This is a genomic window from Microbacterium sp. A93 (genome assembly GCF_051842835.1).
Genome location: NZ_JBPXMT010000013.1, coordinates 132,660 through 159,465, shown reverse-complemented (window position 1 = coordinate 159,465; position 26,806 = coordinate 132,660). Strand labels below are relative to the sequence as shown.

General features: G+C 65.9%; 21 protein-coding genes and 1 riboswitch. Of the genes, 8 read left to right on the top strand and 13 right to left on the bottom strand.

Annotation, left to right across the window (positions count from 1 at the left end; genetic code table 11):
• The first annotated feature begins 81 nt into the window (after positions 1-81).
• Positions 82-2,298, top strand: coding sequence for an NADP-dependent isocitrate dehydrogenase (locus tag ACSU1G_RS28205; RefSeq protein ID WP_439283897.1), 2,217 nt, complete (start codon positions 82-84; stop codon positions 2,296-2,298).
• A gap of 76 nt (positions 2,299-2,374) precedes the next feature.
• On the opposite strand, the gene ACSU1G_RS28200 is transcribed toward ACSU1G_RS28205, so the two are convergent.
• From ACSU1G_RS28200 to ACSU1G_RS28190, 3 genes are all read right to left on the bottom strand, one after another.
• A complete protein-coding gene (locus tag ACSU1G_RS28200; protein ID WP_439283895.1) occupies positions 2,375-3,817 on the bottom strand; it encodes a L,D-transpeptidase in 1,443 nt (480 codons plus the stop codon).
• Positions 3,818-3,965: 148 nt separating this feature from the next.
• Complete coding sequence (locus ACSU1G_RS28195; protein ID WP_439283894.1) at positions 3,966-4,433, bottom strand: hypothetical protein; 468 nt, start codon at positions 4,431-4,433, stop codon at positions 3,966-3,968.
• A 125-nt stretch (positions 4,434-4,558) separates the two neighbouring features.
• Positions 4,559-4,966, bottom strand: a complete 408-nt coding sequence (locus ACSU1G_RS28190; RefSeq protein ID WP_439283892.1) for a RidA family protein — start codon at positions 4,964-4,966, stop codon at positions 4,559-4,561.
• 25 nt (positions 4,967-4,991) lie between these two features.
• Here ACSU1G_RS28190 and ACSU1G_RS28185 point away from each other — a divergent pair, with 25 nt between their 5' ends.
• From ACSU1G_RS28185 to nagB, 5 genes are all read left to right on the top strand, one after another.
• Positions 4,992-6,209 carry an alanine racemase gene (locus ACSU1G_RS28185; RefSeq protein WP_439283890.1) on the top strand — a complete coding sequence of 406 codons (1,218 nt, stop codon included), beginning with the start codon at positions 4,992-4,994 and terminating at the stop codon, positions 6,207-6,209.
• Complete coding sequence (locus ACSU1G_RS28180) at positions 6,200-9,505, top strand: family 20 glycosylhydrolase (protein WP_439283888.1); 3,306 nt, start codon at positions 6,200-6,202, stop codon at positions 9,503-9,505. The genes ACSU1G_RS28185 and ACSU1G_RS28180 overlap by 10 nt, the downstream gene beginning before the upstream one ends.
• 80 nt (positions 9,506-9,585) lie before the next feature.
• Positions 9,586-10,773 carry an ROK family transcriptional regulator gene (locus ACSU1G_RS28175; protein WP_439283886.1) on the top strand — a complete coding sequence of 396 codons (1,188 nt, stop codon included), beginning with the start codon at positions 9,586-9,588 and terminating at the stop codon, positions 10,771-10,773.
• A gap of 38 nt (positions 10,774-10,811) precedes the next feature.
• Positions 10,812-11,744, top strand: coding sequence for an ROK family protein (locus ACSU1G_RS28170; RefSeq protein ID WP_439284014.1), 933 nt, complete (start codon positions 10,812-10,814; stop codon positions 11,742-11,744).
• A complete protein-coding gene (gene nagB / locus ACSU1G_RS28165) occupies positions 11,737-12,516 on the top strand; it encodes a glucosamine-6-phosphate deaminase (RefSeq protein WP_439283884.1) in 780 nt (259 codons plus the stop codon). Before ACSU1G_RS28170 ends, nagB begins: the two co-directional genes overlap by 8 nt.
• Before the next feature lie 82 nt (positions 12,517-12,598).
• Here the strand turns inward: nagB and ACSU1G_RS28160 are convergent, their stop codons facing one another.
• The 6 genes from ACSU1G_RS28160 to ACSU1G_RS28135 form a co-directional block, all read right to left on the bottom strand.
• Entirely contained in the window at positions 12,599-13,012 is a 414-nt protein-coding gene (locus ACSU1G_RS28160; RefSeq protein WP_439283882.1) for an NUDIX hydrolase, read from the bottom strand.
• The gene (locus ACSU1G_RS28155; protein WP_439283880.1) at positions 13,005-14,366 is read right to left on the bottom strand and encodes an FAD-binding oxidoreductase; all 1,362 of its coding nucleotides are present in this window, start codon (positions 14,364-14,366) and stop codon (positions 13,005-13,007) included. The genes ACSU1G_RS28160 and ACSU1G_RS28155 overlap by 8 nt, the downstream gene beginning before the upstream one ends.
• Positions 14,363-14,734, bottom strand: a complete 372-nt coding sequence (locus ACSU1G_RS28150; protein WP_439283878.1) for a YrdB family protein — start codon at positions 14,732-14,734, stop codon at positions 14,363-14,365. The genes ACSU1G_RS28155 and ACSU1G_RS28150 overlap by 4 nt, the downstream gene beginning before the upstream one ends.
• A 9-nt stretch (positions 14,735-14,743) precedes the next feature.
• Positions 14,744-17,101 carry a sigma-70 family RNA polymerase sigma factor gene (locus ACSU1G_RS28145; protein ID WP_439283876.1) on the bottom strand — a complete coding sequence of 786 codons (2,358 nt, stop codon included), beginning with the start codon at positions 17,099-17,101 and terminating at the stop codon, positions 14,744-14,746.
• Between the two features lie 358 nt (positions 17,102-17,459).
• Positions 17,460-18,608 carry an N-acetylglucosamine-6-phosphate deacetylase gene (gene nagA, locus ACSU1G_RS28140; RefSeq protein WP_439283874.1) on the bottom strand — a complete coding sequence of 383 codons (1,149 nt, stop codon included), beginning with the start codon at positions 18,606-18,608 and terminating at the stop codon, positions 17,460-17,462.
• Positions 18,608-20,104 carry a beta-N-acetylhexosaminidase gene (locus ACSU1G_RS28135; RefSeq protein WP_439283872.1) on the bottom strand — a complete coding sequence of 499 codons (1,497 nt, stop codon included), beginning with the start codon at positions 20,102-20,104 and terminating at the stop codon, positions 18,608-18,610. The genes nagA and ACSU1G_RS28135 overlap by 1 nt, the downstream gene beginning before the upstream one ends.
• Positions 20,105-20,179: 75 nt before the next feature.
• A riboswitch (ZMP/ZTP riboswitch) is annotated at positions 20,180-20,263 on the top strand.
• Positions 20,264-20,290: 27 nt separating this feature from the next.
• Here ACSU1G_RS28135 and glyA point away from each other — a divergent pair.
• Positions 20,291-21,565, top strand: a complete 1,275-nt coding sequence (glyA, locus tag ACSU1G_RS28130) for a serine hydroxymethyltransferase (protein WP_439283870.1) — start codon at positions 20,291-20,293, stop codon at positions 21,563-21,565.
• A 139-nt stretch (positions 21,566-21,704) separates the two neighbouring features.
• Positions 21,705-22,586 (top strand): bifunctional methylenetetrahydrofolate dehydrogenase/methenyltetrahydrofolate cyclohydrolase, encoded by an 882-nt coding sequence (locus tag ACSU1G_RS28125; protein ID WP_439283868.1) that lies wholly within the window; start codon positions 21,705-21,707, stop codon positions 22,584-22,586.
• A gap of 17 nt (positions 22,587-22,603) precedes the next feature.
• On the opposite strand, the gene ACSU1G_RS28120 is transcribed toward ACSU1G_RS28125, so the two are convergent.
• The 4 genes from ACSU1G_RS28120 to xylA all read right to left on the bottom strand — a co-directional run bounded on the left by ACSU1G_RS28120 (position 22,604) and on the right by xylA (position 26,685).
• Positions 22,604-23,164, bottom strand: coding sequence for a hypothetical protein (locus ACSU1G_RS28120; RefSeq protein ID WP_439283866.1), 561 nt, complete (start codon positions 23,162-23,164; stop codon positions 22,604-22,606).
• Between the two features lie 62 nt (positions 23,165-23,226).
• Positions 23,227-23,946 (bottom strand): DUF6882 domain-containing protein, encoded by a 720-nt coding sequence (locus tag ACSU1G_RS28115; protein WP_439283864.1) that lies wholly within the window; start codon positions 23,944-23,946, stop codon positions 23,227-23,229.
• Between the two features lie 145 nt (positions 23,947-24,091).
• Positions 24,092-25,495 (bottom strand): xylulokinase, encoded by a 1,404-nt coding sequence (gene xylB / locus ACSU1G_RS28110; RefSeq protein WP_439283862.1) that lies wholly within the window; start codon positions 25,493-25,495, stop codon positions 24,092-24,094.
• A 2-nt stretch (positions 25,496-25,497) separates the two neighbouring features.
• The gene (gene xylA / locus ACSU1G_RS28105) at positions 25,498-26,685 is read right to left on the bottom strand and encodes a xylose isomerase (protein WP_439283860.1); all 1,188 of its coding nucleotides are present in this window, start codon (positions 26,683-26,685) and stop codon (positions 25,498-25,500) included.
• Positions 26,686-26,806: the final 121 nt, after the last annotated feature.

The window sequence follows — 26,806 nt, the reverse complement described above, 5'->3', positions numbered from 1 at the left end:
AAGATGTCTGCGAACGTCATCGAGGGCACTCAGGTATCTTGGTATCGAGACAAATTTGACTCGTGAACGGAGAATCTCCCGGTGACCGACGACGCCATCATCTACACGCACACGGACGAGGCACCGGCTCTGGCCACTGCATCGTTCCTTCCGATCGTCCAGGCCTTTGCGGGCCAGGCCGGAATCGAGATCGAGACCCGCGACATTTCGCTCGCCGCACGCATCCTCGCCGCGTTCCCGCAGCGACTGAGCGCGGACCAGGAAGTGTCCGATGCGCTCGCTGAGCTCGGCGGTCTTGCCACGCTCCCCGAGGCCAACATCATCAAGCTGCCGAACATTTCGGCATCCATTCCTCAGCTCAAGGCGGCCATCGCCGAGCTGCAGGGCCAGGGCTACGACATCCCGAGCTTCCCGGATGAGCCGTCCTCTCTGGAGGAGAAGGACATCCGCGCCCGGTACGACCGCATCAAGGGGTCGGCGGTGAACCCGGTGCTGCGCGAGGGCAACAGTGATCGTCGCGCGCCACTTGCGGTGAAGAACTACGCGAAGAAGCACCCGCACACGAACAAGCCGTTCGCTGAGGGTTCGAAGACCCGCGTCGCCACCATGACCCAGGACGACTTCAAGCACAACGAGAAGAGCTGGATCGCCGCTCACGACGACGTCCTCACGATTCGTCACACTGCGCAAGACGGCACCGTCACGGTACTCAAGGACAATCTCAAGGTGCTGCCGCGCGAGATCATCGACGCGACATTCCTCTCGGCATCCGCTCTTGACGCATTCCTCGCCGAGACACTGGAAATGGCGAAGTCCGATGACGTGCTGTACTCGGTGCATCTGAAGGCGACGATGATGAAGGTCTCCGACCCGATCATCTTCGGTCACGCAGTGAAGGCTTTCTTCGCCGACGTGTTCGCTCGATTCGGCGACGAGCTGGCTGCTGCCGGCCTCAGCGCCAACGACGGACTGGGCTCGATCCTCTCCGGCCTTGCCGACGTCGAGGGTGGTGCAGAGATCGCTCAGGAGTTCGCGAAGGCGATCGGCAACGGCCCGCGCCTGTCGTACGTCAACTCCGACAAGGGCACCACGAACCTGCACGTGCCTTCTGACGTGATCGTGGATGCTTCGATGCCAGCGCTCATCCGTAACGGCGGCAAGCTGTGGGGCGTCGACGGGGGCGAAGACGACACGCTCGCTGTCATCCCAGACTCCTCCTACGCAGGCGTCTACCAGGCAGTCCTCGACGACGTGATCGCGAACGGGCCGCTCAACCCGGCAACGATCGGCACTGTGCCTAACGTGGGCCTGATGGCTCAGGCCGCTGAGGAATACGGCAGCCACGACAAGACCTTCGAGATCGCGACCGCTGGCCGCGTCGAGGTCGTCGACGGTGAGGGCACCGTGGTCATCGAACACGAGGTCGGCGCCGGCGACATCTGGCGTGCGACGCAGACCAAGCACATCCCGGTCATCGACTGGGTGCGCCTTGCCGTCTCGCGGGCGCAGGCGACTGGCGTTCCAACCGTGTTCTGGCTTGACCTGAACCGTGCACACGACGCGCAGCTCATCGCCAAGGTGCACCAGGCGCTCGCAACGCTCGACACGAAGGGCGCACAGATCTCGATCCTCGCCCCCGAGGAGGCGACGCGCTACACGCTGGCACGTCTCCGCCACGGGCTCGACACCATCTCGGTGACCGGCAACGTGCTGCGCGACTACCTGACCGACCTGTTCCCGATCCTCGAGGTCGGAACGAGCGCCAAGATGCTCTCGATCGTCCCGCTGCTCGCTGGCGGTGGTCTGTTCGAGACCGGTGCGGGTGGTTCTGCTCCGAAGCACGTGCAGCAGCTGGTCGAGGAGAACTACCTGCGTTGGGACTCGCTGGGCGAGTTCTTCGCGCTGGCAGCCTCACTCGAGCACTTCGCCGACCGCACCGGAAACGAGAAGGCGCGCGTTCTCGCGGCGACTCTGGATGCTGCGACCGGAACGTTCCTCGAAGAGGACCGCTCGCCGGGACGCAAGCTCGGCACGATCGACAACCGCGGCAGCCACTTCTACCTGGGCCTGTACTGGGCACAGGAGCTGGCCGCACAGACGAAGGACGCCGAACTCGCAGCGGCCTTCGCTCCGATCGCCGCAGACCTCGCTGGCAAGGAGCAGGAGATCATCGCCGAGCTCGCCGCAGCCCAGGGCAGCGCGGTCGACATCGGTGGGTACTACCGTCCTGATGTTGCCAAGGTCGCGAAGATCATGCGTCCGTCGACGACTCTGAACGGGATCATCGACGCGCTGTAGGCGCTGAACGACGAATGGGGCGGATGCTACGGCATCCGCCCCATTCTCGTTTCATGGCTTAGTCGCGGGGCACTGCTCACCAGTGAACGGCGACCTGGGTTCCCATAGCAGTCCACTCGTAGACGTACTCGGCCTGCCACACCGGCATATTCACGCAGCCGTGGCTCATCTGCTGGCCGAAGTTTTCGTGCCAGTACGCGCCGTGGAAGGCGATGTCGGGGGCGAACCAGGTGTTCCACGGTACGTCCGGGGTGACGTAGTCGTTTCCGACCATGTCCTGGATGCTCGTGTAGCCGAAGACAGTGAAGTTCCCCGTCGGGGTCGGCGTGTTCGGCAGTCCAGTCGAAACCGGCCAACGCTCTATCACGGTTTCGTTCTCGTACAGCGTTACCGTCTGCGTGCTGAGGTTGAGATCGACGCGGCGGAACAGGGCTGTCGTCTCAAACGCGGTCTCGTTGACGTTGAGCTCGTACACGGCGTTGCCGTTCTCGAGCTGCTGGGCGAAGTCGGATGCCGCATTGCTGACGTCGCCGACCTCACGCCCGGTGGCGCCCTCGGTGAGAGTGCGCAGCACGTCGCCGGAGGAGTTGGTGACGACCTCGGCGTTGACGGCGGCGCGGTTCACGGCGGCGGGGAGCGTGTCGACGACGCCCTGGATCGCGGATGCATCGGCGGTGATGGTCAGAGCGCCGTTCTCGTCGACGACCTCGAGCCACGTCGCGGCCACGTCTGGAGCGACCGGAACCGTGCGCTCTTCGCCGACGTAGAAGCCGATGGAGCCGAGCATGGTGTTCAGCGATTCAGCGGTGCTTGCCGCCTCGTCGTCGCTGACCGCGGCGGGGGCCTCAGCGGGCGCGCCGGAGTAGTTCAGAGTGCTGTCGCCATCCGCAAGGGCCGTCGTCACAGCGGTGGTCAGGTCTTCGAGGTTGATGCCGGTTCCAGCAACAGCGGGGGTCGTCACATATGCAGCGGTGGCTGCATCGAAGACGACCTCTGCGTCGATGGCATCCGTAAAGCTGGCAGGAATCAGCGCGCGCAATGTGTCACCGGCGAGCACAGTGTCGAGGGTGATCGCGCCGGTGATCGGCTCAGGCATCCAGCTGCCGAGGTTCCACATCGGATGTGACGTGAACGCTTCATCGGCGAGCGTACGCGCGTCGATCGAGGCGCCGAGATCGGCACCGGTAATGACCTGTTCATCGCCAATATCAGTGATCGTGATCTGAAGGTTTGCGAGATGCGAGCTGACAACATCGGCGGCGGCGCCGGGCGTGAGCCCGCCGACCTGAACTCCGGCGATCGACGTTCCAGGTGCGATGAGGAGCACGGATGCAGCACCGGCAGCGAGCAACAGCACACCGGTTCCGAGGCCGACCCAAAGTCCCACGTGGCGCTTCTTAGGAGCGGGCTCGCGCGGAGCCCATTCGACAGGACGTCCGCCATCGTTCGGCGGCAGTGCTGCTGCGACGACCGTGGTCTGGGCAGTGTCTGCACCAGGTGCAGCAATGAGATCAGTCACGAATTCACCCCCCGGAGATATCAACGCGACATACCTATTTATCATACGGGCTCTCGGGTAACAGCGCGGCAACGGTTTGACGCGGCTCCAGACAGACGAAGACCCCGCGGCCGGTCAGCCACGGGGTCTTCGAAGAAATGGAGGAAACTCAGCTGCACAGTTCCTGCAGTACGGTCGCCGACTCGGTCATATCGGTGGTGATGGTGCCGAGGTCGGAGGTTGCCGTGAGGTCCTGGTCGACCAGGACCTTCGACATGACCTCGCTGAGCGCCGCGAAGTCGTCGTATACCGCGGTCGTGGCATCCTTGACCTCGGTGTTGGAGACCTTATCGATGGTTCCGCCGAGCGTCTCGACGAAAGTGTTGAACTGGTCGACGGCGGCCTGAGGGTCTGCGCCTGCGGCAGTCGGGTCGATTTCACCCATTGCGGTGCTGGCCTCTGTCAACTCAGGGATGACGATGGCGCAGGCGTCCGCGACCGACTGATTGGGCTGTGCCTGCTCTGCGGCTGCACCATCTCCGGATGCGTCACCAGAGCCGCTGGGTGAGCCAGAGCAGGCGGTCAGGCCCAGCACGGCGACGGTAGCGATGGTCAATGCCGCGATACGACGGTTCATATAATTTCCCCTCAATGACGGCACCACAAACTGCGGTGCGATTCTCCGGTCGGCGATAAGTTAACCACACGCCGGGGACTCTCCCCATGGGGAGAACGACCCATGCGCGCGGGACGACTCCAGCGTCAATCCGCGATGATGGCGACCCCGTCGATCTCGACGAGCATCTCCGCACGGGGCAGACCGGTGAAGACCGTAGTGCGCGCGGGCAGCACGCCGCTGGAGGTGTGCGCGCTGACGAACTCGCCGTATGCGTCGTTCATGCTCGCGAAGTCCGATCGCTGCGTGAGGTAGACACGCAACATCACGACGTCATCGAAAGTTGCGCCGGATGCCTCGATGATCGCCTTGACGTTCTCCAGGGTGCGAGTGGTCTGGGCGGCGACATCACCGGGAAAGAGATACTCACCTGACACCGGGTCGACCGGGCCCTGACCGGATACCTGGACGAACGGGCCCTTGCGGACGCCCTGCGAGAAAGTGTGCGCGGGGGCCGGCGCAGCATCGGTTGTGACTCGGGTTTTCAGGCTCATGCGACCAGGTTAGTAGCCTGGTCAGATGCCGCTAAGAATTCCGAATCCCGTTCTCGGGCCGTGGGCGAAGGCCTTTCCTGCTCGCTCGCACGGTCTCCGCCTCTCCGATGTGCCTGCGGCAGGATTGCGGCTCTCGGAATTCAGCACACCCGTGATGACCGTGCACGAGGACGCGCTCGCACACAATGAACGCGTCGTCTTCGACTGGGCGGCCGCGCAGGGTGTGGTGATGGCCCCGCATGGCAAGACCACGATGGCTCCGGCTCTGTGGCAGCGGCTGCTCGACGACGGGGCGTGGGCGATCACCGTCGCCACGGCGTGGCAGGCATCCGTCGCGATCGACGCCGGGGTGAGCCGCGTGCTGATCGCGAATGCCGTGACGGATGCCGCTGCCGCCGCCCGTCTCGGCGAGCAGCTCGCAGCATCCGCTGACCTGCAGGTGCTGACCTGGGTCGATGCGGTCGACTCCGTAGAACTGCTTGCGCGCGCGGTCACCGACCCGCAGCATCCGCTCGACGTTCTTGTCGAACTGGGCGGAATCGGCGGACGAACGGGAGCGCGCACCATCGAGGAGGGCGAGCGGATCGCTCAGGCCATCTCCGCGGCGCCTGGCCTCCGTCTCGCCGGCGTCGGCGGCTATGAAGGCCCGTTCGGCCCCGACCGCAGCGAGAACTCGGTGCGCGCCGTGGATGCCTACTTGAGCACGATCGTCGAGTTACATCATCGGCTGTCGTATCCGGCAGGAGTTCGTCCGGTGCTCACTGCCGGGGGCAGCTCTTTTCCCGACCGCGCAGCCGCCGTGCTCGCGCCGCTCCGAGACGAGGCCGAGATCGTGCTGCGATCAGGGGCGTTCCAGATCCACGATGACGGCTTCTACTCGAGGATGTCGCCCTTCGGGCAGGTCACCGGCACCGCGCCGCTTCGATCCGCCATGCACGCCTGGGCGCGTGTTGTCTCACAGCCGGAGGACGGCCTTGCGCTGCTGGATGCAGGTCGGCGTGACGTGCCTTTCGACCTCGGACTCCCCATCCCGCAGACGGTCGAGGGCGAGATCACCGCGCTGAACGACCAGCATGCGTTCCTGAAGTTCGCGCCGGGCGCGCAGGTGCACCTGGGCGATGTCGTGCGCCTCGGGCTTTCGCACCCCTGTACGGCATTCGACAAGTGGCGGGCCATCCCACTGATCGACGATCCTGACGCGGATGATCCGCGCGTGATCGGCGCGGTGGCGACATGCTTCTGAGCGCCGAGCATGCCGCCGACGGACGTGTACGCGTCTACCGCGGCGCCACCGTCGTAGACGGCACTGGCGCGCCGCGATACGACGCAGATGTCGCAGTCGAGGGGGCGCGGATCGCCTTGATCCTCAGTCCGGAAGACGAGCGAATCCTGGAACTGCCGGAGGGGGCGGTCGAGGTGGATGCGCGGGGACTCATCCTCGCGCCGGGATTCATCGACATGCACGCGCACAGCGATCTGGCAGTGCTGGAGGGCGCCGCACACCTGGCCAAGATTCGACAGGGCGTGACGACCGAGGTCATCGGGCAGGACGGGCTGGGCTACGCGCCGTTGGATGATGCCACGGCATCCGTCATCCCGGCGCAGATCGCGGGCTGGAACGGCCTGCCGCACGACACCCCATGGCGCACGATGGACGATCTTCTCGTGGCCATTGACGCGGCCACAGCCGCACACGTGGCGGTGCTCGTGCCGCAGGGGAACCTCCGCATGATGACCGTCGGTCACGAGAACCGGGCGGCGACCCGTGCCGAAATGAGGCAGATGGTCACGCTGCTCGGCGCTGCCCTCGACGCGGGCGCCTTCGGCATGTCGAGCGGACTCACCTACACACCGGGCATGTATGCCTCCACGGCCGAACTTGAGGCGCTCTGCCGTGTCGTGGCCGAGCGCGGCGGATACTGGGCTCCGCACACTCGCAGCTATGGCGGGGGAGCGCTGCAGGCGTACCGGGAGGTGCTCGATATCGGACGACGCACCGGATGCCCCATCCATCTCACGCACGCCACCATGAACTTCGCACCCAATCGGGGACGCGCAGCAGATCTTCTTGCGCTCATCGATGAAGCCGTCGCCGACGGCGTCGATGTCACGCTCGACACCTACCCCTACCTGCCCGGTGCGACCACGCTGGCTGCGCTGCTGCCGAGCAGTCTTGCCGAGGGTGGCGACCTCATCGCCACCATCCGCACCCTTGACGCCGATGCTCGCGAACGGGTGCGCGTTGAGCTTGAGGATGTCGGCTGTGACGGCTTCCACGGCGAACGCGCGGACTGGTCGACGATCGAGATCGTTGGCACTGCGAACTCCGCGCTCGCCTCTCTCATCGGACGGACGGTCGCTCAGATCGCCGAGGACGAGGGCAAAGGCGCGATCGACGTCGTGCTCGACACGATCATCGCGGATGCCGGAGCCACCGGCATCCTGATGCACATCGGCGACGAGGACAACGTACGCGCGATTATGCAACATGAGCGACACACCGGTGGCAGCGACGGCATCCTCGTTGGCGCGAAGCCGCATCCGCGCGGCTTCGGCGCGTTCGCCCACTATCTCGGCCACTACGTGCGCGAGCTCGGCATCCTCACACTCGAGGACGCCGTTCGCCATCTCTCCGGCACACCCGCTGCTCGCCTTGGCCTGAACCGTGGCGACGCACCCCGTGGCGTAATCCGTGAGGGGGCCATCGCCGATCTGGTGCTGTTCGACGCCGAACGGGTGGCCGCCGGCGCGACGTTCGACGCACCGCGCGCCGGACCGGTCGGCATCGTTGAGGTGCTCGTCGCCGGTACCCCGGTGATCGAGTCGGGTGCGGTCACCGGGGCGACTCCCGGGCATGCCCTGCGGATGCCGCCACCGGCCCACCGGGCGACGGTGCCGCTGATCGAAGGACAAATCGACGCTGCCGCGGAGCCATTCGTCTGGACGTCGGCGACCGCCGTTCACGCGCCGGACGAGCTCGCTGCGATCGCGGTATCGCTGCACGGAGCGGTTTCAGTGCACGGAGGTGAGGCATCCACCGCACCGGCGATCACCCTCACGCTCGATGCCGAGGTCGGTTCTGATGCCGATGCTGAGGGTCGGGTGGGCGCCGAGGCGTTCCGCATCACGGTCGCGGCCACCGGTGTCGAGGTGCGTGCAGCGAGCCAGGAAGGCGTCTTCCGCGGCGTCACCGCGCTGCGGCAGCTGCGCCCGCCGGAAAACGTCTCGGATGAGGGCGTCTCGGATGAGGGCGTCGTCCGGATGCCTGCGGGTGGATGGCACGGCGCACCCGCGTACGAATGGCGTGGTGTGATGCTCGACGTGGCTCGCCACTTCCGTCCGGCCGAGGACATCCGTCGCCTGATCGATCTGCTCGCGCTGCACCAGTTGAACGTGCTGCATCTGCATCTCACAGACGATCAGGGCTGGCGCTTCGAGGTTCCCGAATATCCGCGGCTCACCGAAGTCGGTGCCCGCCGGGAGGCCACGCAGCGCGGTCATGGCCCGCTCGCAACCGTCGAACCCGGCGTGCATGAGGGGTTCTATACCGCGGCCGAGCTGCGATCACTGGTCGAGTATGCGGCCGCGCGCTTCATCACGCTGGTGCCAGAGGTCGAGCTGCCCGGTCATGTGCAGGCAGCGCTCGCCGCATACCCCGAGCTTAGCAACACCGACGCTTCGGAGCCGGTGACGTCGTCGTGGGAGCGCTTCGGTGTGAACTCGCGCACGCTTGCACCCACGGAGGCCTCACTCGCCTTCGGACGTGCGGCGATCGATGCCCTGTGCGACATCTTCCCGTCGCCGTGGATCGGTATCGGGGGCGACGAGGTTCCGGTCACGGAGTGGGCTGAGAGCCCGGCTGCGGCCGCGCAGATGCAGCGACTCGAGCTCGACTTACCGCACGACGTGCAGCCATGGTTCACTGGCCAGTTCGTGGAGCACGTCCGTTTGCGCGGGCGCACGGCGCTCGCCTGGGACGAGGTGCTCGAGGCCGAGGTGCCCGACGGCGTGCGCATCCTCGCCTGGCGCGGGCCGGTCGCGCTCCGGGAGGCCATCCGGCGGGGCATCCCCGTTGTGGGGTGCCCTGATCTTGAGACCTATCTGGATTACCGGCAATCCGAATCGGCCGATGAGCCGGTCCCGGTGGGACCGCCGCTGACGGTCGAGCATGCGTACACGCTGCGCCTGCCGGATGGCGTCGTGGGCGGTCAGGCGAACGTCTGGACCGAGCATCTGCCCACCCGTGATCGGGTGGACTTCGCGATGTTCCCGCGGCTCAGCGCGATCGCCGAACGACTCTGGGCGGGCGGCGAGCCGGGGGAGACCGATTCATTTCTGCGCCGGCTCGGCGTGCACCTGCGGCGGCTCGGTGAGGCGGGGGTGCGGTATCGTCCAATCGATGGGCCTGCGCCTGATCAACGCCGACCAGGCATCCCCGGAAAACCGATGACGACCCAGGCTCGCGAACAGATCGTGGCTGCACTCGTCGAGGGGCTTCCTGCTCCTTCGCGGGAGCCGAGGAATCACCGCGAAAGCTAATGTAACGTTTCGGTAACCCTCCCGCTCATGTGGTGGAGCAAAGGTTGCGGAATTTTTGTTCGTAAGGTCTACTAACAAATATGTCCGATTCGGATGAGCTGTATCAATCGACACCGGCCGGCTACACCGGCGTCAATTCGCATGGGTTCGGACCGGCCCGCCAGCTCCGTTCGCGGACCAAAGTTCTTCCCGAACAGGCCCGTGGCCACAACCGAGCGCTCGTGCTGCAGACGCTGTACCACGCCGGCTCGATGAGCAGAGCCGACCTTTCACGCGAAACCGGCCTCACCCGTGTGACGATCTCGGATCTTGTCGCAGAGTTCATCGCCGACGGCATCGTCATCGAACTCGGCGTGCGCGAGAGCTCCGGTCCTGGCAAACCAGCCATTCTCGTCGACATCGACCGGCTGGGCCATCAGATCGTCGGCCTTGATCTCTCTGACACCGAAGTGTTCCACGGTGCCGTGCTCAGCCTCGACGGTGATGTGCTGGAACGGCGCGAGATCGCACGCCCCGCGCAGCCCGACGGCGAGGCGGCATACTCCGCTGTCCTTGCGCTCAGCCGCGAGCTCGTCGCGGCATCCACCGCAACCTTGCTGGGTGTCGGCGTTGGCACGCCGGGTGTCGTGCGCCCGGATGGTGTTGTGCTGAACTCTCCGAACCTCGGCTGGACCGACTTTCCTCTTGAAACGATGCTCGGTCGCGACCTCGACCTGCCCGTACTTGCACGAAATGACGCGAATGCTGCCACGCTTGCCGAGTACACCTTTGGTGAGGCCAGAGCGGACTTCATGCTGATCAAGATCGGTGTCGGTGTTGGTGCTGGTCTCATTTCCGGAAGTCAGCCGATGCTCGGCAGCCGCTTCGCCGCGGGGGAGATCGGTCACGTCGTGGTGGGTAACGACGGCGGACCACGCTGTGCCTGCGGCAAGGACGGCTGCCTGGAAGCATGGCTGAGCGTCCCCCGTCTGCGTGACGAGATCGACGCGCGCCCCCATGCACGGGAGGAGATCCTGCGCGACGCGGGAACTCGCTTGGCAATCGCGAGCGCGCCGATCGTCACCGCGCTCGACCTGTCGGAGGTTGTACTCTCCGGGCCTGGTGATCTGCTCGAGGGCACTTTCGTCGATGCTGCCACTGAGACACTTCGCCAGCGGACTCTTGAGGGAGTCTTCGATGACGTGGTGATCCGACTCACACGCCAAAACGACATCGTGCTGCGCGGAACCGCGGTCATGGTGCTGTCTGGCCAGCTGGGAGTTTCATAGTGGCATCAGTGACTCCGGCCGGCCTGGCTGGCCGGTCCATTCGTGTGGGCCTGGACATCGGCGGAACCAAGACGGATGCCGTCGCAGTGACCGTCGCCGGCGAGATCGTCGGTCGCATCCGCCGCGACTCAGGGCAGGGCGATGACGCAGTCGTCGCCGGTGTCGTGGACAGCGTGCACGCGCTGCAGGCAGAGGTCGGATTCGACAATGCCGACGTGCTCAGCGTGGGCGTGGGAATCCCCGGTCTCGTCGATATCGTGAGCGGCCGGGTGTTGCATGCGGTGAATCTCGGTGTCGAATCGCTCGATCTTGCCTCGCGGGCCGCTGAACTGCTTGGTGTGCCCGTCGCGGTGGAGAACGATGTGAAGGCAGCGGCGCTCGGCGCCGCCGCGATCCGTGGAAACCTCGGCGACGGATCGATGGCCTACTTGAATCTCGGCACCGGCGTCGCTGCCGGCATCGTGATCGACGGTGCGCTCTGGCGTGGCGCGCGCGGCACCGCCGGGGAGGTCGGGCACATCTCGGTCGACCCGAACGGACGCGTGTGTGGCTGTGGTCAGCGCGGCTGCATCGAGACGCTCTGCGGCGGTGGGGCACTTGCCCGAGCCTGGGGTCGTCCCGGAGCCCGGCCCGTACGCGACATCTTCGACGCCGCAGACCTGGGCGACACTCACGCGCTGCTGCTGCGTGCCGACCTTGCTCGCGGTGCTGCTGCCGCGGTGCGCATTCTTGTGCTGGGTACCGACGTGGAAACGGTCGTTATCGGGGGCGGTCTCACCGCGCTCGGAGACCGCCTCAGCGACGGCATCCGCACCGCTCTCATCGCAGACGCGAGCGCATCGTCGTTCCTTCGCTCCCTGCACCTCGATGAGAGAATTGAACTGCTTCCTTCCGGTTCCCCTGCGGCTGCTCTCGGCGCCGCGCTGGTTGGAATGTACGTCCCTGAAGAGGAGATCGCCATCCATGGCTGAAGTCGTCATCGTCGAGAATGCCGCCGCCGCAGGTGCACTGGTTGCGGATGAGATCGTGCAGCTCATCGCGAGTCGTCCCGATGCCGTGCTGGGCCTTGCCACTGGCTCGACACCGCTGCCGGTTTACCAGGCGCTGCACGGGCGTCTGGCCGGGACTGATGTTTCACGGGTGCGTGCCTTCGCGCTCGATGAGTATGTGGGCATCGACCCGAATCATCCGGAGAGCTATCGCTCGGTGATCACGCGCGAGGTCGTCGAGCCGCTGGGGCTGAACCCCGAGCTGATCCGGACGCCGAATGGTGCAGTCGATGGCGTTGAGCACGCCGGCGCCGATTACGAAGCGGCGATCGAGGCCGCAGGTGGAGTGGACCTGCAGATCCTCGGTATCGGTACCGACGGGCACATCGGCTTCAACGAGCAGGGATCGTCGTTCGCCTCGCGCACCCGTGTCAAGACGCTCACCGAGCAGACGCGCAAGGACAATGCACGCTTCTTCGACTCGATCGATGAGGTACCCGTGCACTGCATCACGCAGGGACTTGGCACGATCCTGCGCGCACGGCACCTGGTGCTTCTCGCGTTCGGCGAGGGCAAGGCCCAGGCTGTCGCAGCTGCCCTCGAAGGCCCCATCAGCGCGATTCTGCCAGGCTCAGCGATTCAGCTGCACGAGCACGTCACGGTCGTTGTCGACGAGGCTGCGGCTTCGAAGCTGAAGCTTGCCGACTACTACCGCTACGCCTTCGCCAACAAGCCCGAGTGGCAGGGCCTCTAGCCCCGCTTCCCCGCTTGCGAGCGGGCAGTTGTGGCTCGAAATTTCGCGATTTCTGAGCCACAACTGCACACTCGCAGACGCGCTACGGGGTGCTGGTGGTGGCGGGCCACGCCAGGGGGAGCAAGTGCTCCAGGCTGAGCGGGGCCAGCTCTAGCGTGCCGATGTCTGCTGGCGTGATCCAGCGCAGCTCGGCGATCTCGGCCTGCACAGCCACAGCATCCGCCTCAATCGTGAGGGCGAAGGCGTCGGCGACCACTCGGTGACCGGGCTCGTTCGCGGCGGCGGAGATGAACCTGCCCAGTGGACGCAACGCGTCTTCATCCACCTTGAGGCCCAGTTCTTCATCGAGTTCGCGGGCGAGTGTCTCTGCGGCGTTCTCGCCGGCCTCCGGCTTGCCGCCGGGCTGCATAAAGGCGGTGGTGCCCTGCTTGCGTACGACGAGCACGCGGCCCTCGGCATCGTGGATGATGGCGGCGCTCACATGGATGTCAGGCAACGGAGAACACCTTTCCGGGGTTGAGGATGCCGAGCGGATCGAACACGCCCTTGATCTGTCGCTGCAACTCCCACTGGTCGTCGCCCAGCTCTTCGGCGAGCCAGCGGCTCTTGAGCATGCCAATGCCGTGCTCGCCGGTCAACGTGCCACCGAGGCGGATTGCGGCACGGAACAGCTCGTCAGCGGCTTCCCACACGTGATCGGGAACCTCTGCGCCCTCGAAGATGAAGTTCGGGTGCAGATTGCCGTCACCGGCGTGCGCGACGGTCGGGATCGTGAGGCCGTACTGATTCTCGATGCGGGCGATCTCATCGAACATTGCGGGCAGGGCGCTTCGAGGAACGGAGACGTCTTCGATCAGAGTGGTGCCGAGGGCCGCGAGCGCCGCGTGGATCGAACGACGGATCGCCAGCAACCGCTCGCCTTCTTCGCGGTCGTAGGTCAGCGTCACCTCGCCGCCGCTGTCGCGAAGCACCGCGGCGATGTGATCGGCTTCTGCCCGGGCTGCGGGACCATCGGTCTGGATCGTCAGTTGGGATGCCCCGGCTGCCGGAACGGACAGCTTCAGAAGAGCGTGCACCGCAGCGAGGCTGGTCGCGTCGATCAGCTCCATGATCGCGGGCTGGGTACCGGATGCCGTGACCGCCGCCGATCCGGATGCCGCAGCGCGCACGGTGGGGAACAGGGCAGTGATCGTGCAGATCTCGCCCTCGACGATGCGCCGCAGCTTCAGCGTGGCTCCGACGACGACTCCGAGTGTTCCCTCCGAGCCGATCACGAGGGAGGTGAGATCCAGCCCGGTGACGCCCTTGACGCTGCGATGACCGAGGTGCAGGAGGCGTCCGTCGGCGAGCACGATGTCGATCGCCAAGACGGCGTCACGTACCACTCCGTACTTGGCGCACAGCAATCCGCCCGCGCCTGTGGCGATATTGCCGCCGACGGTGGAGATGTCGCGGCTGGCGGGGTCGGGCGGCCACCACAAGCCCTGTTCGGCGAGAAGGCCGTTCAGGTCCGCGTTGAGGATGCCGGGCTCGACGACCGCGAACAGATCGTCGGAGCGCACTTCGAGCACACGGTTCATGCGCAGGGTCGACAGCACGATTTCGCCGGGGCCCGCGTTAGCTGCGCCCGCAAGCCCGGTGCCGGCGCCGCGCACCACGACGGGAGTGCGGGATGCCGTGGCGATCCGCATCGTCTGCTGAACATGCGCGACTGTTTCGGCGTGCACGACAGCGAGTGGACGGCCCGGTGAGGAGTGTCCTGAGCGATCAGCTCGTGCGGCCTCAAGGGATTCTTCGGTGATATCGACGATGTCACCGAGAGCGTCCCGCAGGGCCGCTGCGACGGTCACTGCAGGTTTCTCCGCCCGGCGAAGAGACCAGCGGTGACGGCGACGACTGCGAAGCCGAGGCCGACCCAGGCCTGATCCATCGACCACCATGCGAGGGTCACACCCACGTAGATCAGCAGCTCAACGGCTGCGCGCACGAATGGATGCAGGCTCAGCACGGGGCGAGGGGAGAGGAAAAGTGCCCAGACGAGCAGCACGATCAGCGGTGCGCCAATGCCGAGGACGAGATTCCAGGGGAACGGCCACATCGCGAAGCCCCACAGCGCCAGCGAAGCGATCGCGGCGATCAGGACGACAGCCCGGACGATGTCGAGCGGAGCAAGATTCGGACGGTTGACACCGGGAACAGCATCGGAGGCTTCGGACATGCTCCCAGTCTATTCGGCGGGGGTGGTGTCCTCGGTCAGGACGGAAGGCGCGGTGTCCACGGGGTCGGACGGGACCGGAACTATGGTGACGTCGGGGGGCGTCTCGATTGTGTCATCGAGCGCCGGCTCTTCGACGGGGGCAGGAACTTCTGCGGGGGCTTCCGTGGGCACGTCCGCGGGGGCTTCCGTGGGCACGTCCGCGGGGGCATTCGGCTCAACGAGCGACGGATCTTCTTCGACCGGTGTTTCTTCGACTGGTGCGAGGCTTTCGGGTGGCAGAGCGGAACCATCGAGCAGCCCAGAGAGCGTTGTTTCGGTCGCGGGGCCGGTGAGGCTGCCGTAAACGTACTGGAATGTGACGTCGGAATCGAAGAGGATCTGATCCAGCTTCGGGCGCAGGTCGATTGTGCCGTTGCCGTTCTCATCCAGCACGATCTCGTCTGCGCCGTCGCTGCTTCCGTCGATCAGCGCGCGAACGGTCGCCCCCGGGGCACCGGTGACAGGTACCGAGTAGTGCGTCTTCCAGGTCGACAAATCGAAGGTGGTCGAAGCTAGGCCGAACGTCGGCGCTCCATCCGGGAGGCCAGCGGGTTCTGTGGGCTCGGGTGTTGGAGCGGGTTCTGTGGGCTCGGGAGTTGGAGCGGGCTCTGTGGGCTCGGGTGTTGGAGCGGGTTCTGTGGGCTCGGGCTCGGGCGCTGGTTCGGGACTCGGTGATGGCTCGGGTGCCGGTGTCGGCTCGGGAGCCGGTGTCGGGACCGGTGTCGGGACCGGTGTCGGCTCGGGCGCGGGAATCGTCGGCTCGGGGCTCGGTGATGGCTCTGGGGCCGGAGTAGGAATCGGTTCGGGCGTTGGCCGCGGCGCGGCCGGCTGCTCGGGCTCGGGCGCGGGTGTAGGAGCAGGCTCCGGCGCCACTGGAATCTCCGGCACCACTGGAATCTCCGGCACCTCAGGCTCTTCGGGTTCACTAGGAGGGACGGTGTTGCCGCCTTCGCCACCGTCATCCGGAGCAGACGGAGCAGACGGAGCAGACGGAGCAGACGGAGCAGCGGGCACCGCAGGAGCCACAGGCTGCACCGCAGGCACGTCAGCTTCGACCGGAGCATCCGCCTTGGGCGCCGTCTTCGGGGCATCCTCAGCGATTTCGAGGATGTACTTCTCGTCTGCGTCGAGCGCGTCGTCTGCGGCGAGCTCTGAACTGATCGATGAGTTGTTCGCGTCGCCCGCGTTCGGCAGCGATGTCACGGGGCTCGCAACCACGAGACCGGGCACGATCGTGGCGGCGGCCACGACCCCGGCGACGAGGAGCGCAGCGGATCCCGCGCCTACCAGGGCGCCGATTCCGGTGATCGCTCCGCCAGACACTCCGGCTCCGCCCGCGGCGCCCCCGATTGATCCAGCGCCCCCGGCTGGTCCAGCGCCCCCGGCACCTCCGGCTGAGCCGCCCTTACCACTGAGCGTGCTGACACTTCCGACAGCACTTCCGCTCGTGGCAGCACCGCCAACGGTGACTGCGCCCCCCATCACCGAGGATGGCATTGCGGCCAGCGCCACGAGCGGGGCGCCGCCACCCTGGAGCATCGCGGTGTAACCGGCTGCCCCGGCGACACCGAGTACGAGCGGAAGCAGCACGAGCGCAAGACGGTTCGAGACGTCCTTCGCCTCGGCGGCGACGATCATGCATCGGGCACACTCTTCGAGGTGTAGATCGAGGCGCTTCTGATCTCGGGTGCTGAGGTTGCCGCGTGAATAGGCACCGAGATGCTCGATGCTCCAGTGACATTCCGATCCGGCCGTGGCGCTGCGCAGGTGCGCCTGAATCCAGGCCTCCCGCAGACCCTCACGAGCGCGGAATGCAAGCTGCGAGACTCCACCGGCCTTCATACCCAGCAGAGGAGCGACCTCGGCAGGCTTCATACGCTCGATCTCGGTGTACCAGAGCACCTCCTGCCAGCGGGTGGGAAGGCTGCGAAATGCCTGGGCGGTCAGGCCACGGTCAAGCGCTTCATTCGTGGCCTGCTCTGAGCTGTCCGGATCAGCGACAGCATCCAGCTCATCCATCGTCGTCTCGCGCCGCGAGCGACCCCACGCGGCTGCGGTATTGCGGATGCTGGTGAACAAGTACGCGCGGAACGATCCGTTCGGTCCGCCGCCCTTGATGATCGCCTGAAAGATGCGTGTGTACGACTCCTGCACGAGATCGTCAGGGTCGATGCTGGATGTGACGGAACGTGCAACCGTCATCCCCGAGGGGTAGTGGCGTCGCCAGAGTTCACCGAACGCGTCCTTGTCACCCGAACGGGTACGAAGGATCAGGTCGGCATCGGCTGCCGCGTGTGATTCGGAAAGTTCGTCGTTCTGCACTGTCATCCATCGTTCGTGGGGCGCCGGTTGTGCTCCCACATGAAGAGACGCGTGAACCGGTCAATCTTCACGCGACTGAGCCATTCTCTCCCGAAACTCCCAGCCTGGCCACCCCTGTTGATAACTCGGAGGCAACTCTCAAAAAAGATTTCTCGCATTTCGCGTAATGAATCCGCTGCCTCGTCGTCTCATCAAACAGAGATAGCCATCAGAACTCCACCGGGGGGCGGAGTTCGGCGCCAGTGCGGGGGAATGCACTGGTGGGTGGACTCGGGCACCTCGGGGGAGGAGTCCTCGGGTCCACCCGTTCTCATGTCTGGGGAGACGGGGTCGCCGCGGGGGAGCGGCGACCACCCCCTCCCACTCAGTACAGAGGTCCGCCGGTCTGCACGTGCGCCACCTGCAGGTTCTCATCGAGTAGCACTGCATCGCCCAGATATCCGGGTGCCAGTCGTCCGAGTTGGTTGCCGAATCCGATCGCCGCAGCGGGAGTCTCGGTGAGTGCGCGCACTGCCTCCACTAGCGAGGCACCGGCCTGCACAGCGCGCTGCAGCGCGACATCTTGCGTGAGAGTGGAACCGGCGATCGAACCGGTGTCGTCGGCCCGCGCGACGCCGTCCTTCACCGTCACCTTGACGGCGCCCAGGTCGTAACTGCCGTCGGCGCTGCCAGCCGCAGCCATGGCATCCGTCACCAGCGCGACACGGCCGGGAGCCGAGTCGAAGATCAACTTGATCACCTGCGGATCGAGGTGCACGTTGTCTGCGATCGCTTCCAGAACGACCCGATGATCGGCGGCCGCCGCGAGTACGGGTCCTGGTGCGCGGTGATGGATGCCTGGCATTGCATTGAACGCATGCGTGAGGATGGTGGCCCCGGCCTCGAACGCGGCAACGGCCTGCGCGGCGTCCGCGCTCGTGTGGCCGACGGCTGCAGCGGAGCCCGCGGCGACGATCAGTCGGATGGCTTCGATGCCGCCGGGAAGCTCCGGAGCGATTGTCACCTGGCGAACGGTACCGCGGCCCGCGTCGAGCAGGCGCTGCACATCGGCGGCGACCGGATCGCGCAGCAGCGAGGGCTCGTGGGCTCCGTGGTGTGCGGGGTCGAGGAACGGACCTTCCAAATGAGACCCGAGGATGTCAGCATCTGTCTGCATGAGATCGGCGATCCCACCGACGCGACGCACGAGGTCATCGATCGGCGCCGTCACGAGCGAGACGACAGCGCGCGTCGTGCCGTGCGCACGGTGCAGATCGCGTGCGGTGCGGATCGCATCGTCGCCGTCATCGAAGGATGCTCCGGCGCCACCGTGTCCGTGGATGTCGATGAATCCGGGTGTGAGGATCGCACCCGGGCCCGCGACGGAGGCCCCGTCGATCACGGTGTTGGCAGCCGTCCAATCGGCGCCTGTGCCGGTCGCCGTCACGCGGCCATCTTCGAAACGCACCCATGAATCAGGAGTCTCGATGCCATCGGTGATGAGACGGACGGAATGGATCAGTGTCGCGGGCATCAGTTGCTCCAGACGATCTCGGCAGGACGGTGGCCTCCCCATCCTGCGGCATTCCACACACTGCCGAGCGTCCCGACGCGCTCACGGAACGAAGACCAGTCGCGGTCCTCAGCCTGTGACCACGCCACCTCGGCGATCGCGGCCGCACGAGGGAAGACAAGTTGATCGATGTCGTCCAGCGTCTCCAGCGTCTCTGACCACAGCGGCGCTTCGACGCCGAGAATCGCCTCCGCAGGCAGATCATCGACGATCGCGGTCGGCTCCCAGTCGTACGCGGTCTCAAGGTTGATGAGCGCAGCCCAGTCCAAACCGAGCGGGAACTCAGCGTCGTATTTCTGGTCGAGGTACGCAGTGGTCGATGGCGACATGATGACCGAGCCTCCGCGCGCAGCGAAGCGGCGCGCCGCGTCGGCGTGCGCGTCGCCGGGCTCAGTGTTGCCCCAGTACTGCCCAACGGTGCCCTCCGCGACCTGCGCGGAACCGGCTTCGTGCCAGGCAACCGGAGTCTTGCCCAGCTCAGTGGTCAACGCGGTGACGCGCTCGATGAACGCGTCGAAATCGGCCTGCGGGGTGCCGAGCGCTTCGTCTCCACCCACGTGCAGGTACGGCCCGGGTGTGAGCTCAGCCAGCTCAGTGAGAACATCGCGGAGGAACTCCCAGGTGGCCTCGCTGTGGATCTTCATCGAGGAGTGCCCGACGCCCCAGCCGAGATATGGCTCACCGGCGACGGGCAGCGGCTGGCCGAGCGCGCTCGACTGCGCGAGAAGGTTGTCGTTCATGACCGGGTCTTCGACGAGCTCGGGATACGCGAGGCCGATGGCATGTGTGTGGCCGGGCAGGTCGATCTCAGGTACGACGACCATGTGGCGGGCCGCGGCGTACTGCACGATCTCGCGGAAGTCATCTTTTGTATAGAGGCCGCCTGGTCGGCCGAGCGCGGCCGTCGTCGAGCTGCGCTCGGTCAGCAACGGACGACTGTCGATCTGCAGGCGCCAGCCCTGGTCGTCGGTCAGGTGCAGGTGGAGGTGGTTGAACTTGAGAGATGCCGCCCGGTCGATGAACGCCTTCACCGTGTCGACGCCGAAGAAGGTGCGCGCAACGTCGAGCATCAGGCCGCGATATACGAAGCGTGGGGTGTCGTCGATGTCGACGTGGGGCAGCAACCAGTCGTCCCCGTCGGTGGTGAGCAGTTGGCGCAGGGTCTGGATGCCGTAGAAGAGGCCAGCCTCCGAACCATCGATGCGCACGTCACTACCGATCCGCAGGGCGTAGTGCTCGCCCTGGCGTGCCGTGCGATGCAGGACGATATCGCCCTGCGCAGCGGCGTCCGTGGTGATGTCAAGGCGGAGCCCGGTGCGCTCGGCGATCACATTCGCGAGTACGGATGCCGTGGCATCCGCATCATTGTTCACCACGATGCGCGTGCTCGAAGCAAGGCGGAACGTGCCAGGGGACTCCGTGAAGGAGGAGGGGAGCGGAACAACTGGAAGGACCATGAACAAAACCTACCCGCTGGGTGCGTTCGTGACCAGGTGTCGCGGCTATTCTGGGCGTGGCGAGTTCCGCTATGCTCGAACTGTCGCGACTGGCGTCTGGGTGGGTCACCACCGGGGAGCGACTGTTACGGAATTCGACCGCGCGCCTGGGCCGATGACACCTATTCCGCAACGAAAGAAGTCGAAATGACCGATCAGTATTTCAACGCCCCGCTGTCCGAGGTTGATCCTGAGATCGCCGAGGTGCTCGAGCGCGAGCTGAACCGCCAGCGCACATTCCTCGAGATGATCGCCTCCGAGAACTTCGTGCCCGTCTCGGTGCTGCAGTCGCAGGGATCCGTACTCACGAACAAGTACGCCGAGGGTTACCCCGGTCGCCGTTACTACGGTGGCTGTGAAGAGGTCGACGTCGCCGAGTCTCTCGCTATCGAGCGGGTCAAGTCCCTGTTCGGCTCTGAGTTCGCCAACGTTCAGCCGCACTCCGGCGCCACCGCTAACGCGGCCGTGCTGCACGCTATTGCTCGCCCCGGCGACACCCTGCTGGGTCTGTCGCTTGACCACGGTGGCCACCTCACGCACGGCATGAAGATCAACTTCTCCGGCCGTCTGTACAACATCGTCGCCTATGGCGTGAACCCGGAGACCTCGCTCGTCGACATGGACGAGGTACGTCGCCTGGCCATCGAGCACAAGCCGAAGGTCATCGTCGCTGGCTGGTCGGCATACCCCCGCCACCTCGACTTCGCGAAGTTCCGTGAGATCGCTGACGAGGTCGGCGCGCTGCTCTGGGTCGACATGGCACACTTCGCCGGACTCGTCGCCGCAGGCGTGCACCCGAACCCGGTCCCTCACGCGCACGTCGTCTCCTCGACCGTGCACAAGACCATCGGTGGCCCTCGCTCCGGCTTCATCCTCACCAATGACGCCGATCTCGCCAAGAAGATCAACTCGGCTGTCTTCCCCGGTCAGCAGGGCGGCCCGCTCATGCACGTGATCGCAGCCAAGGCGACCGCGTTCAAGCTCGCGGCAACGCCGGAGTTCAAGGACCGTCAGGTGCGTACCGTCAGCGGCGCCCAGATCCTCGCAGACCGCCTCACCCAGTCCGATGTCGCGGATGCTCAGATCAAGGTTCGCTCTGGCGGCACCGACGTGCACCTCGTGCTCGTCGACCTGCGTGACGCCGCGGTCGATGGCAAGCAGGCCGAAGACCTGCTGCATGACATCCACATCACGGTGAACCGCAACGCTGTTCCGAACGACCCTCGCCCGCCGATGGTCACCTCGGGGCTGCGCATCGGCACCTCGGCTCTGGCCACGCGCGGATTCGGCGATGCCGAGTTCACCGAGGTCGCCGACGTCATCGCCCTGGCACTTCAGCCCGGTGCAGATGTCGCAGCACTCAAGGCTCGCGTCGACGCGCTCGCCGGTGCATTCCCGCTCTACCCGGGCCTGCAGCAGTAACACTCCGCGTTCGCTGAGACACCATCTCCAGCATCCGGCAACACGCACGGCGTGAGACACCACCTCAGATGTGGTGTCTCACGCCGGAACTGATGTCGCGCGGAGCAGATGGTGTTTCGCTCAGGAAAGGAACTTGACGATGACTGCGAAAGTACTCGACGGAAAGGTCGCCTCGGCGGCCATCAAGAGCGAACTGACCGAGCGCGTCGCCGCGCTGCGCGCGCGGGGGATCACCCCTGGCATCGCCACGGTGCTCGTGGGTGCCGACCCGGCGTCCCAGCTGTACGTGGGGATGAAGCATAAGCAGTCCGAGGCGATCGGAATGAACTCGATCCAGCGCGAGCTGCCAGCGGATGCCACGCAGGAACAGGTCGAAGCGCTGATCGACGAACTCAACGCCGACGACAGCTGCCACGGATACATCGTGCAGTTGCCGCTGCCGAAGCACATTGACACCGATGCGATTCTTGAGCGCATCGACCCGAACAAGGATGCTGACGGCCTGCACCCGACGAACCTCGGTCGTCTCGTGCTGAATGTCAACGCGCCGATCCACACGCCGTTGCCGTGCACGCCGCGAGGAGTAATCGAGCTGCTGCTGCGCAACGACTACGACTTCAAGGGCAAGCACGTCGTCGTCGTCGGCCGCGGTGTCACGATCGGTCGCTCGATCGGGCTGCTGCTCACTCGTCGCGACCTCAATGCCACGGTGACGCTCACGCACACCGGCACGGTCGATATGTCCAAGTACCTGAAGGATGCCGATGTCATCGTTGCCGCGGCAGGGGTCAAGCACCTCATCCGCGCCGAAGACGTGAAGCCCGGCGCAGCGGTGCTTGATGTGGGCGTCACGCGCGAGATCGACCCGGAGACCGGTAAGAACAAGGTCTACGGAGACGTGCATCCTGATGTCGCCGAAGTTGCCGGATTCATCTCGCCGAACCCGGGTGGGGTCGGTCCGATGACGGTCGCACTGCTGATGACGAACGTCGTCGAAGCCGCGGAGCGACTCGTCGGCTGAAGCTGAGCAGGCTCGAGCTACAGCTCGTCCAGCATCCGTCGCTGTTCGGTGGTGAGCCCGTCTCGGAGCTCATCCTGACCGGCGGCGGTTGCATTCTGGGATCCGGCGTCTGCCGGGGTAGGCGCGCCACCCGATGAGCGGCGGCCGGTCATCTTCGACTGCACCGAGCCGATCACTTGACCGGTCTTCGCCTCGATCCGATCATCGATCTGGTCGTAGATCACCCAGGCGATGAGGAGGTACACCGGGGGAAGAACATAGCCCCAGAACCAGCCGTGCACGTTGACGCCGCTGAACCATACGGTCAGTACCCACACGATCAACTCCACGATGAATACCAGGGCGTACTGGACGGTCTTCTCACCGATCTTCGTCCTGGACTCGGCCGACTTCGCCGCCGTGCCGCGGAAAAACTTCAACAGCACCGGTTTGAGCGCGAGCGTCGCCACGGTCAAGATGACGGCCGCCCACAGCGCGTTCCAGCCGACCTGGACGCTGCGCATGAGCAGTCCGATCAGCAGCAGCGCCGCCACGTTGAACACGTACAGGGAGACGGCGCGCACGAGCCACTTATTCATGTGGACAGTTTTTCACAGCAGCGCGGGAAGCGCACGCCTGACGTCTGCGGCGGAGAAGTGAATCAGGCGCCGAGCGTGCTTTCGATGCCGCTGACGCGGGCCTGCTCGTCGAAGCGGAAGGTTGCCTCGCCGGAAGCGTCGGTGACGATGGCTCCGGAGTATGCCTCATCGGTCCACTGCATGCTCCAACCCGCCAGGCGAGCCGTGTCCCACACCGCGGAGCGCGCGTCACTGAGGTTGAGCCCGGCCAACACGCGAGGCGCGGCAATGACGGCGTCCTGCACGGTCAGAGGTGCGATCGGCGCGTCGAGGACGAAGACCGCACGAGTGCCGCCGTCGATCGGAGCAGAGTAATACGGTGAGCGTCCGGTGATCTCGACGGCGACCGTGCCGATCTGGTGTGCGGCCTGGGCGATCCACTCGTCGAGGTCGTCACCGGTGTCATCCGGGAAGGCGATCTCGGGCTGAGACAGCTCTGCGATGCCGTACTGGGAGCCGTAGTCGCGCAACTGTGCCGCGACGCCGCCCACGTCGCCCTGCGGGTGTGCCCATGCCCACAGCAGGGAGCGCGGTCCCGGTGCGATGGTCGCGATCAGGTGTGGCGTGGTCACCAGCTGCTGCTCGGGGTTCGCCGTCGCGCTGAATGTGAGCGTGCTGGCCGCCATGTCAGCATCCCAACGGTGCTCGCCAAGCGCGTCGACAGCGGCAGTGAACGACTCCTGGCGAAGGGTGGTGAACAGGGCGGCGCGGTCGGCGAGGGAGCGAAGTGCGGCGAAGGTCATGACTCCAGTGTGGTGCCAGATCCTATGAGTTCGCCACTTTCGGTGCGGAAACGACCAGCACTGTGGCGATCAGGTGAGCTCGCCCACCCGTTGCTGACCCGGTACGAAACGGGGTGACTTGTGTCAGCGACGGGCGGGCGAGTGATCAGGGGAGGCGAGCGGCGTACTGGGCTCGGATGGCGGGCCGCTCGTCGGCCTCGAAGCGCGCGGTGATCTCGACTGGCCAAGCCGGAGCCGTGCCGCGCAGACCCCACGCGGCTTGAACTGCGGCGCCCATGGCAACGTACTCTCCGGGCGCCGGCACCACCACGGGCGCGTCGAACACCTGAGCGGCGATTCGCGCGACCGCCTCATTCTGCGCCGCTCCGCCGACAAGCAGAATGCGATCGACGCTGACGCCGCGGCTGCGGATGCGGTCGAGGCCATCAGCCAGACCGCACAGCACGCCTTCGATCGCCGCACGCGCGAGGTTCTCTCGGCTGGTCGAACCCAGCGTCATCCCAAAAAGGGTGGCTGTGGCATCGGGCAGGTTCGGGGTTCGTTCGCCCTCAAACCAGGGCTGCAGCACGAGCCCGCCGGAACCGGGTGCTGCCGAGAGCGCGAGCCGGGCGAACTCGTCGTGGTCTACTCCGAGAAGGGATGCCGTGGCATCCAGCACGCGCGCCGCGTTGAGCGTTGCGACCAGCGGGAGGAACCCGCCGGCGGCATCGGCGAAGCCCGCGACCGTACCGGAGGCGTCGGCGACAGCGACGTCAGTCACGGCGAACACTGTGCCGCTGGTGCCGATCGAGACGCCGATGTCGCCGCTGCCGGCGCCCATCCCGAGTGCTGCGGCGGCATTGTCGCCTGCACCACCGGTGACGAGGATGCCGTTTTGCCCGAGCACGTGCTCGGACGGACCCAGCACGCGGGGCAGCACGATGTCAGTAGCATCGCGACGCAACGCGATCGACAGCAACTCCCGGTCGTATTCGTTTCGTGCCGGATCGAAGTACGCGGTGCCACTGGCATCCGATCGATCCGTGATGAGTTCCTCGAGGATCGGACCGAGCGGCGAATTCTCTGCAGGGCCGTAGCCGCGCAGACGCCAGGTCAGCCAGTCGTGGGGGAGCGCGATCGCGGCGATGCGGGCTGCGTTCGCGGGTTCCGCATCCGCCACCCAACGCACCTTGCTGACCGTGAAGGATGCGACCGGCACGACGCCCGTACGGCGGGCGTATTCCTCCGCACCGACCTCGGCGGTCAGCGCGGTCGCGGCATCCGCTGACCGGGTGTCGTTCCAGAGCAGGGACGGACGGATGACGTGGCCGGCGGCGTCGAGCGCCACCAGTCCGTGTTGCTGGCCGCCGACGCCGATGGCTGCGACGTCGTCAAGCCCGCCGGCATCCGCGATCGCGCTCTGCAGCGCGTCCCACCAGGCAGCGGGGTCGACCTCGGTGCCGTCTGGATGCCCGGCTCGGCCGGAACGGACGACAGCACCGGAGTCGACATCGCGGATGACGACCTTGCAGCTTTGCGTCGAGGAATCGACGCCGGCGACCAGCGTCACGATCAGCGTGCGCCGAGCAGGTGCTCGGTGGCGAGCTGCTGCAGGCGAACGAAGCCGAAGCCCTTGCCGCCAAGGTAGGCGTCGGTGTCGAAGTCCTCGTAGGCGCTGCGGTCAGCGAGGAAGTCGTCGTACGACTCGCCGGGGTTCAGCGTCGGCGTGGAGAGCTCGGCGACCTTGGCCGCAGCCAGTGCCTCCTGCACCTCGGGGTCTGCGCGGAATGCGGCCGCGCGCTCCTTGAGGAGCAGATAGGTGCGCATGTTCGCCGCGGCGGAGTCCCAGACGCCGGTCTCGTCTTCGGTGCGCGAGGGCTTGTAGTCGAAGTGGCGAGGGCCGTCGTATGCGGGAACGCCACCGGGGCCGCCGTTTTCCAGCAGGTCGACGAGCGAGAACGCGTTGTGCAGATCGCCGTGGCCGAACACGAGGTCCTGGTCGTACTTGATTCCACGCTGACCGTTGAGGTCGATGTGGAAGAGCTTGCCGTGGAACAGCGCCTGGGCGATGCCGGCCGTGAAGTTCAGGCCCGCCATCTGCTCGTGGCCGACCTCGGGGTTGACGCCGACGAGCTCGGGGCGTGCAAGCGAATCGATGAACGCGATCGCGTGGCCGAGGGTCGGCAGCAGGATGTCGCCGCGCGGTTCGTTCGGCTTGGGCTCGATCGCGAAGCGGATGTCGTAGCCCTTGTCGGTGACATAGTCGCCGAGCAGGTTGACGGCTTCGCGGTAGCGTTCGAGTGCCTGGCGGACGTCCTTGGCGGAGTCGTACTCTGCGCCTTCGCGGCCGCCCCACATCACGAACGTCTTCGCACCGAGCTCGGCGCCGAGGTCGAGCTGACGGAATACCTTGCGCAGCGCGAAACGGCGGACATCGCGGTCGTTCGACGTGAAGCCGCCGTCCTTGAAGACCGGTGCGCTGAAGAGGTTGGTGGTGACCATCGGGACGATGAGGCCGGTGTCGGCCAGAGCGCCCTTGAGACGGTCGATCTGCGTCTGACGCTCAGCATCGGTCGAACCGAATGCGAACAGATCATCATCGTGGAATGTGAGACCGTAGGCGCCGAGTTCGGCGAGCTTCTCGACCGCGTGCACGACGTCGAGTGCCGGGCGCGTCGGGCCGCCGAACGGATCGGATCCGTTGTATCCGACGGTCCAGAGACCGAAGGAGAACTTGTCTTCGCGGGTGGGGGTGACCATGACGGCTCCTTCTTGCGACGCGTCGTCGCGTACGTAAATTGTTGCTGTTCACAACCTATAGCAGGATGGGCGCCTACGTCCAGTGTTCCCGGCGCTTGAAAGCTGCTCGATGGGCGTTCGC

Excerpts from the sequence above, each read along its gene's own strand:
- ACSU1G_RS28195 (WP_439283894.1), bottom strand. The coding sequence starts at position 4,433 with ATGAACCGTCGTATCGCGGCATTGACCATCGCTACCGTCGCCGTGCTG.
- ACSU1G_RS28190 (WP_439283892.1), bottom strand. The coding sequence starts at position 4,966 with ATGAGCCTGAAAACCCGAGTCACAACCGATGCTGCGCCGGCCCCCGCG.
- ACSU1G_RS28185 (WP_439283890.1), top strand. The coding sequence starts at position 4,992 with ATGCCGCTAAGAATTCCGAATCCCGTTCTCGGGCCGTGGGCGAAGGCC.
- ACSU1G_RS28180 (WP_439283888.1), top strand. The coding sequence starts at position 6,200 with ATGCTTCTGAGCGCCGAGCATGCCGCCGACGGACGTGTACGCGTCTAC.
- ACSU1G_RS28175 (WP_439283886.1), top strand. The coding sequence starts at position 9,586 with ATGTCCGATTCGGATGAGCTGTATCAATCGACACCGGCCGGCTACACC.
- nagB (WP_439283884.1), top strand. The coding sequence starts at position 11,737 with ATGGCTGAAGTCGTCATCGTCGAGAATGCCGCCGCCGCAGGTGCACTG.
- ACSU1G_RS28150 (WP_439283878.1), bottom strand. The coding sequence starts at position 14,734 with ATGTCCGAAGCCTCCGATGCTGTTCCCGGTGTCAACCGTCCGAATCTT.
- ACSU1G_RS28145 (WP_439283876.1), bottom strand. The coding sequence starts at position 17,101 with ATGACAGTGCAGAACGACGAACTTTCCGAATCACACGCGGCAGCCGAT.
- nagA (WP_439283874.1), bottom strand. The coding sequence starts at position 18,608 with ATGCCCGCGACACTGATCCATTCCGTCCGTCTCATCACCGATGGCATC.
- ACSU1G_RS28135 (WP_439283872.1), bottom strand. The coding sequence starts at position 20,104 with ATGGTCCTTCCAGTTGTTCCGCTCCCCTCCTCCTTCACGGAGTCCCCT.
- glyA (WP_439283870.1), top strand. The coding sequence starts at position 20,291 with ATGACCGATCAGTATTTCAACGCCCCGCTGTCCGAGGTTGATCCTGAG.
- ACSU1G_RS28125 (WP_439283868.1), top strand. The coding sequence starts at position 21,705 with ATGACTGCGAAAGTACTCGACGGAAAGGTCGCCTCGGCGGCCATCAAG.
- ACSU1G_RS28120 (WP_439283866.1), bottom strand. The coding sequence starts at position 23,164 with ATGAATAAGTGGCTCGTGCGCGCCGTCTCCCTGTACGTGTTCAACGTG.
- ACSU1G_RS28115 (WP_439283864.1), bottom strand. The coding sequence starts at position 23,946 with ATGACCTTCGCCGCACTTCGCTCCCTCGCCGACCGCGCCGCCCTGTTC.
- xylA (WP_439283860.1), bottom strand. The coding sequence starts at position 26,685 with ATGGTCACCCCCACCCGCGAAGACAAGTTCTCCTTCGGTCTCTGGACC.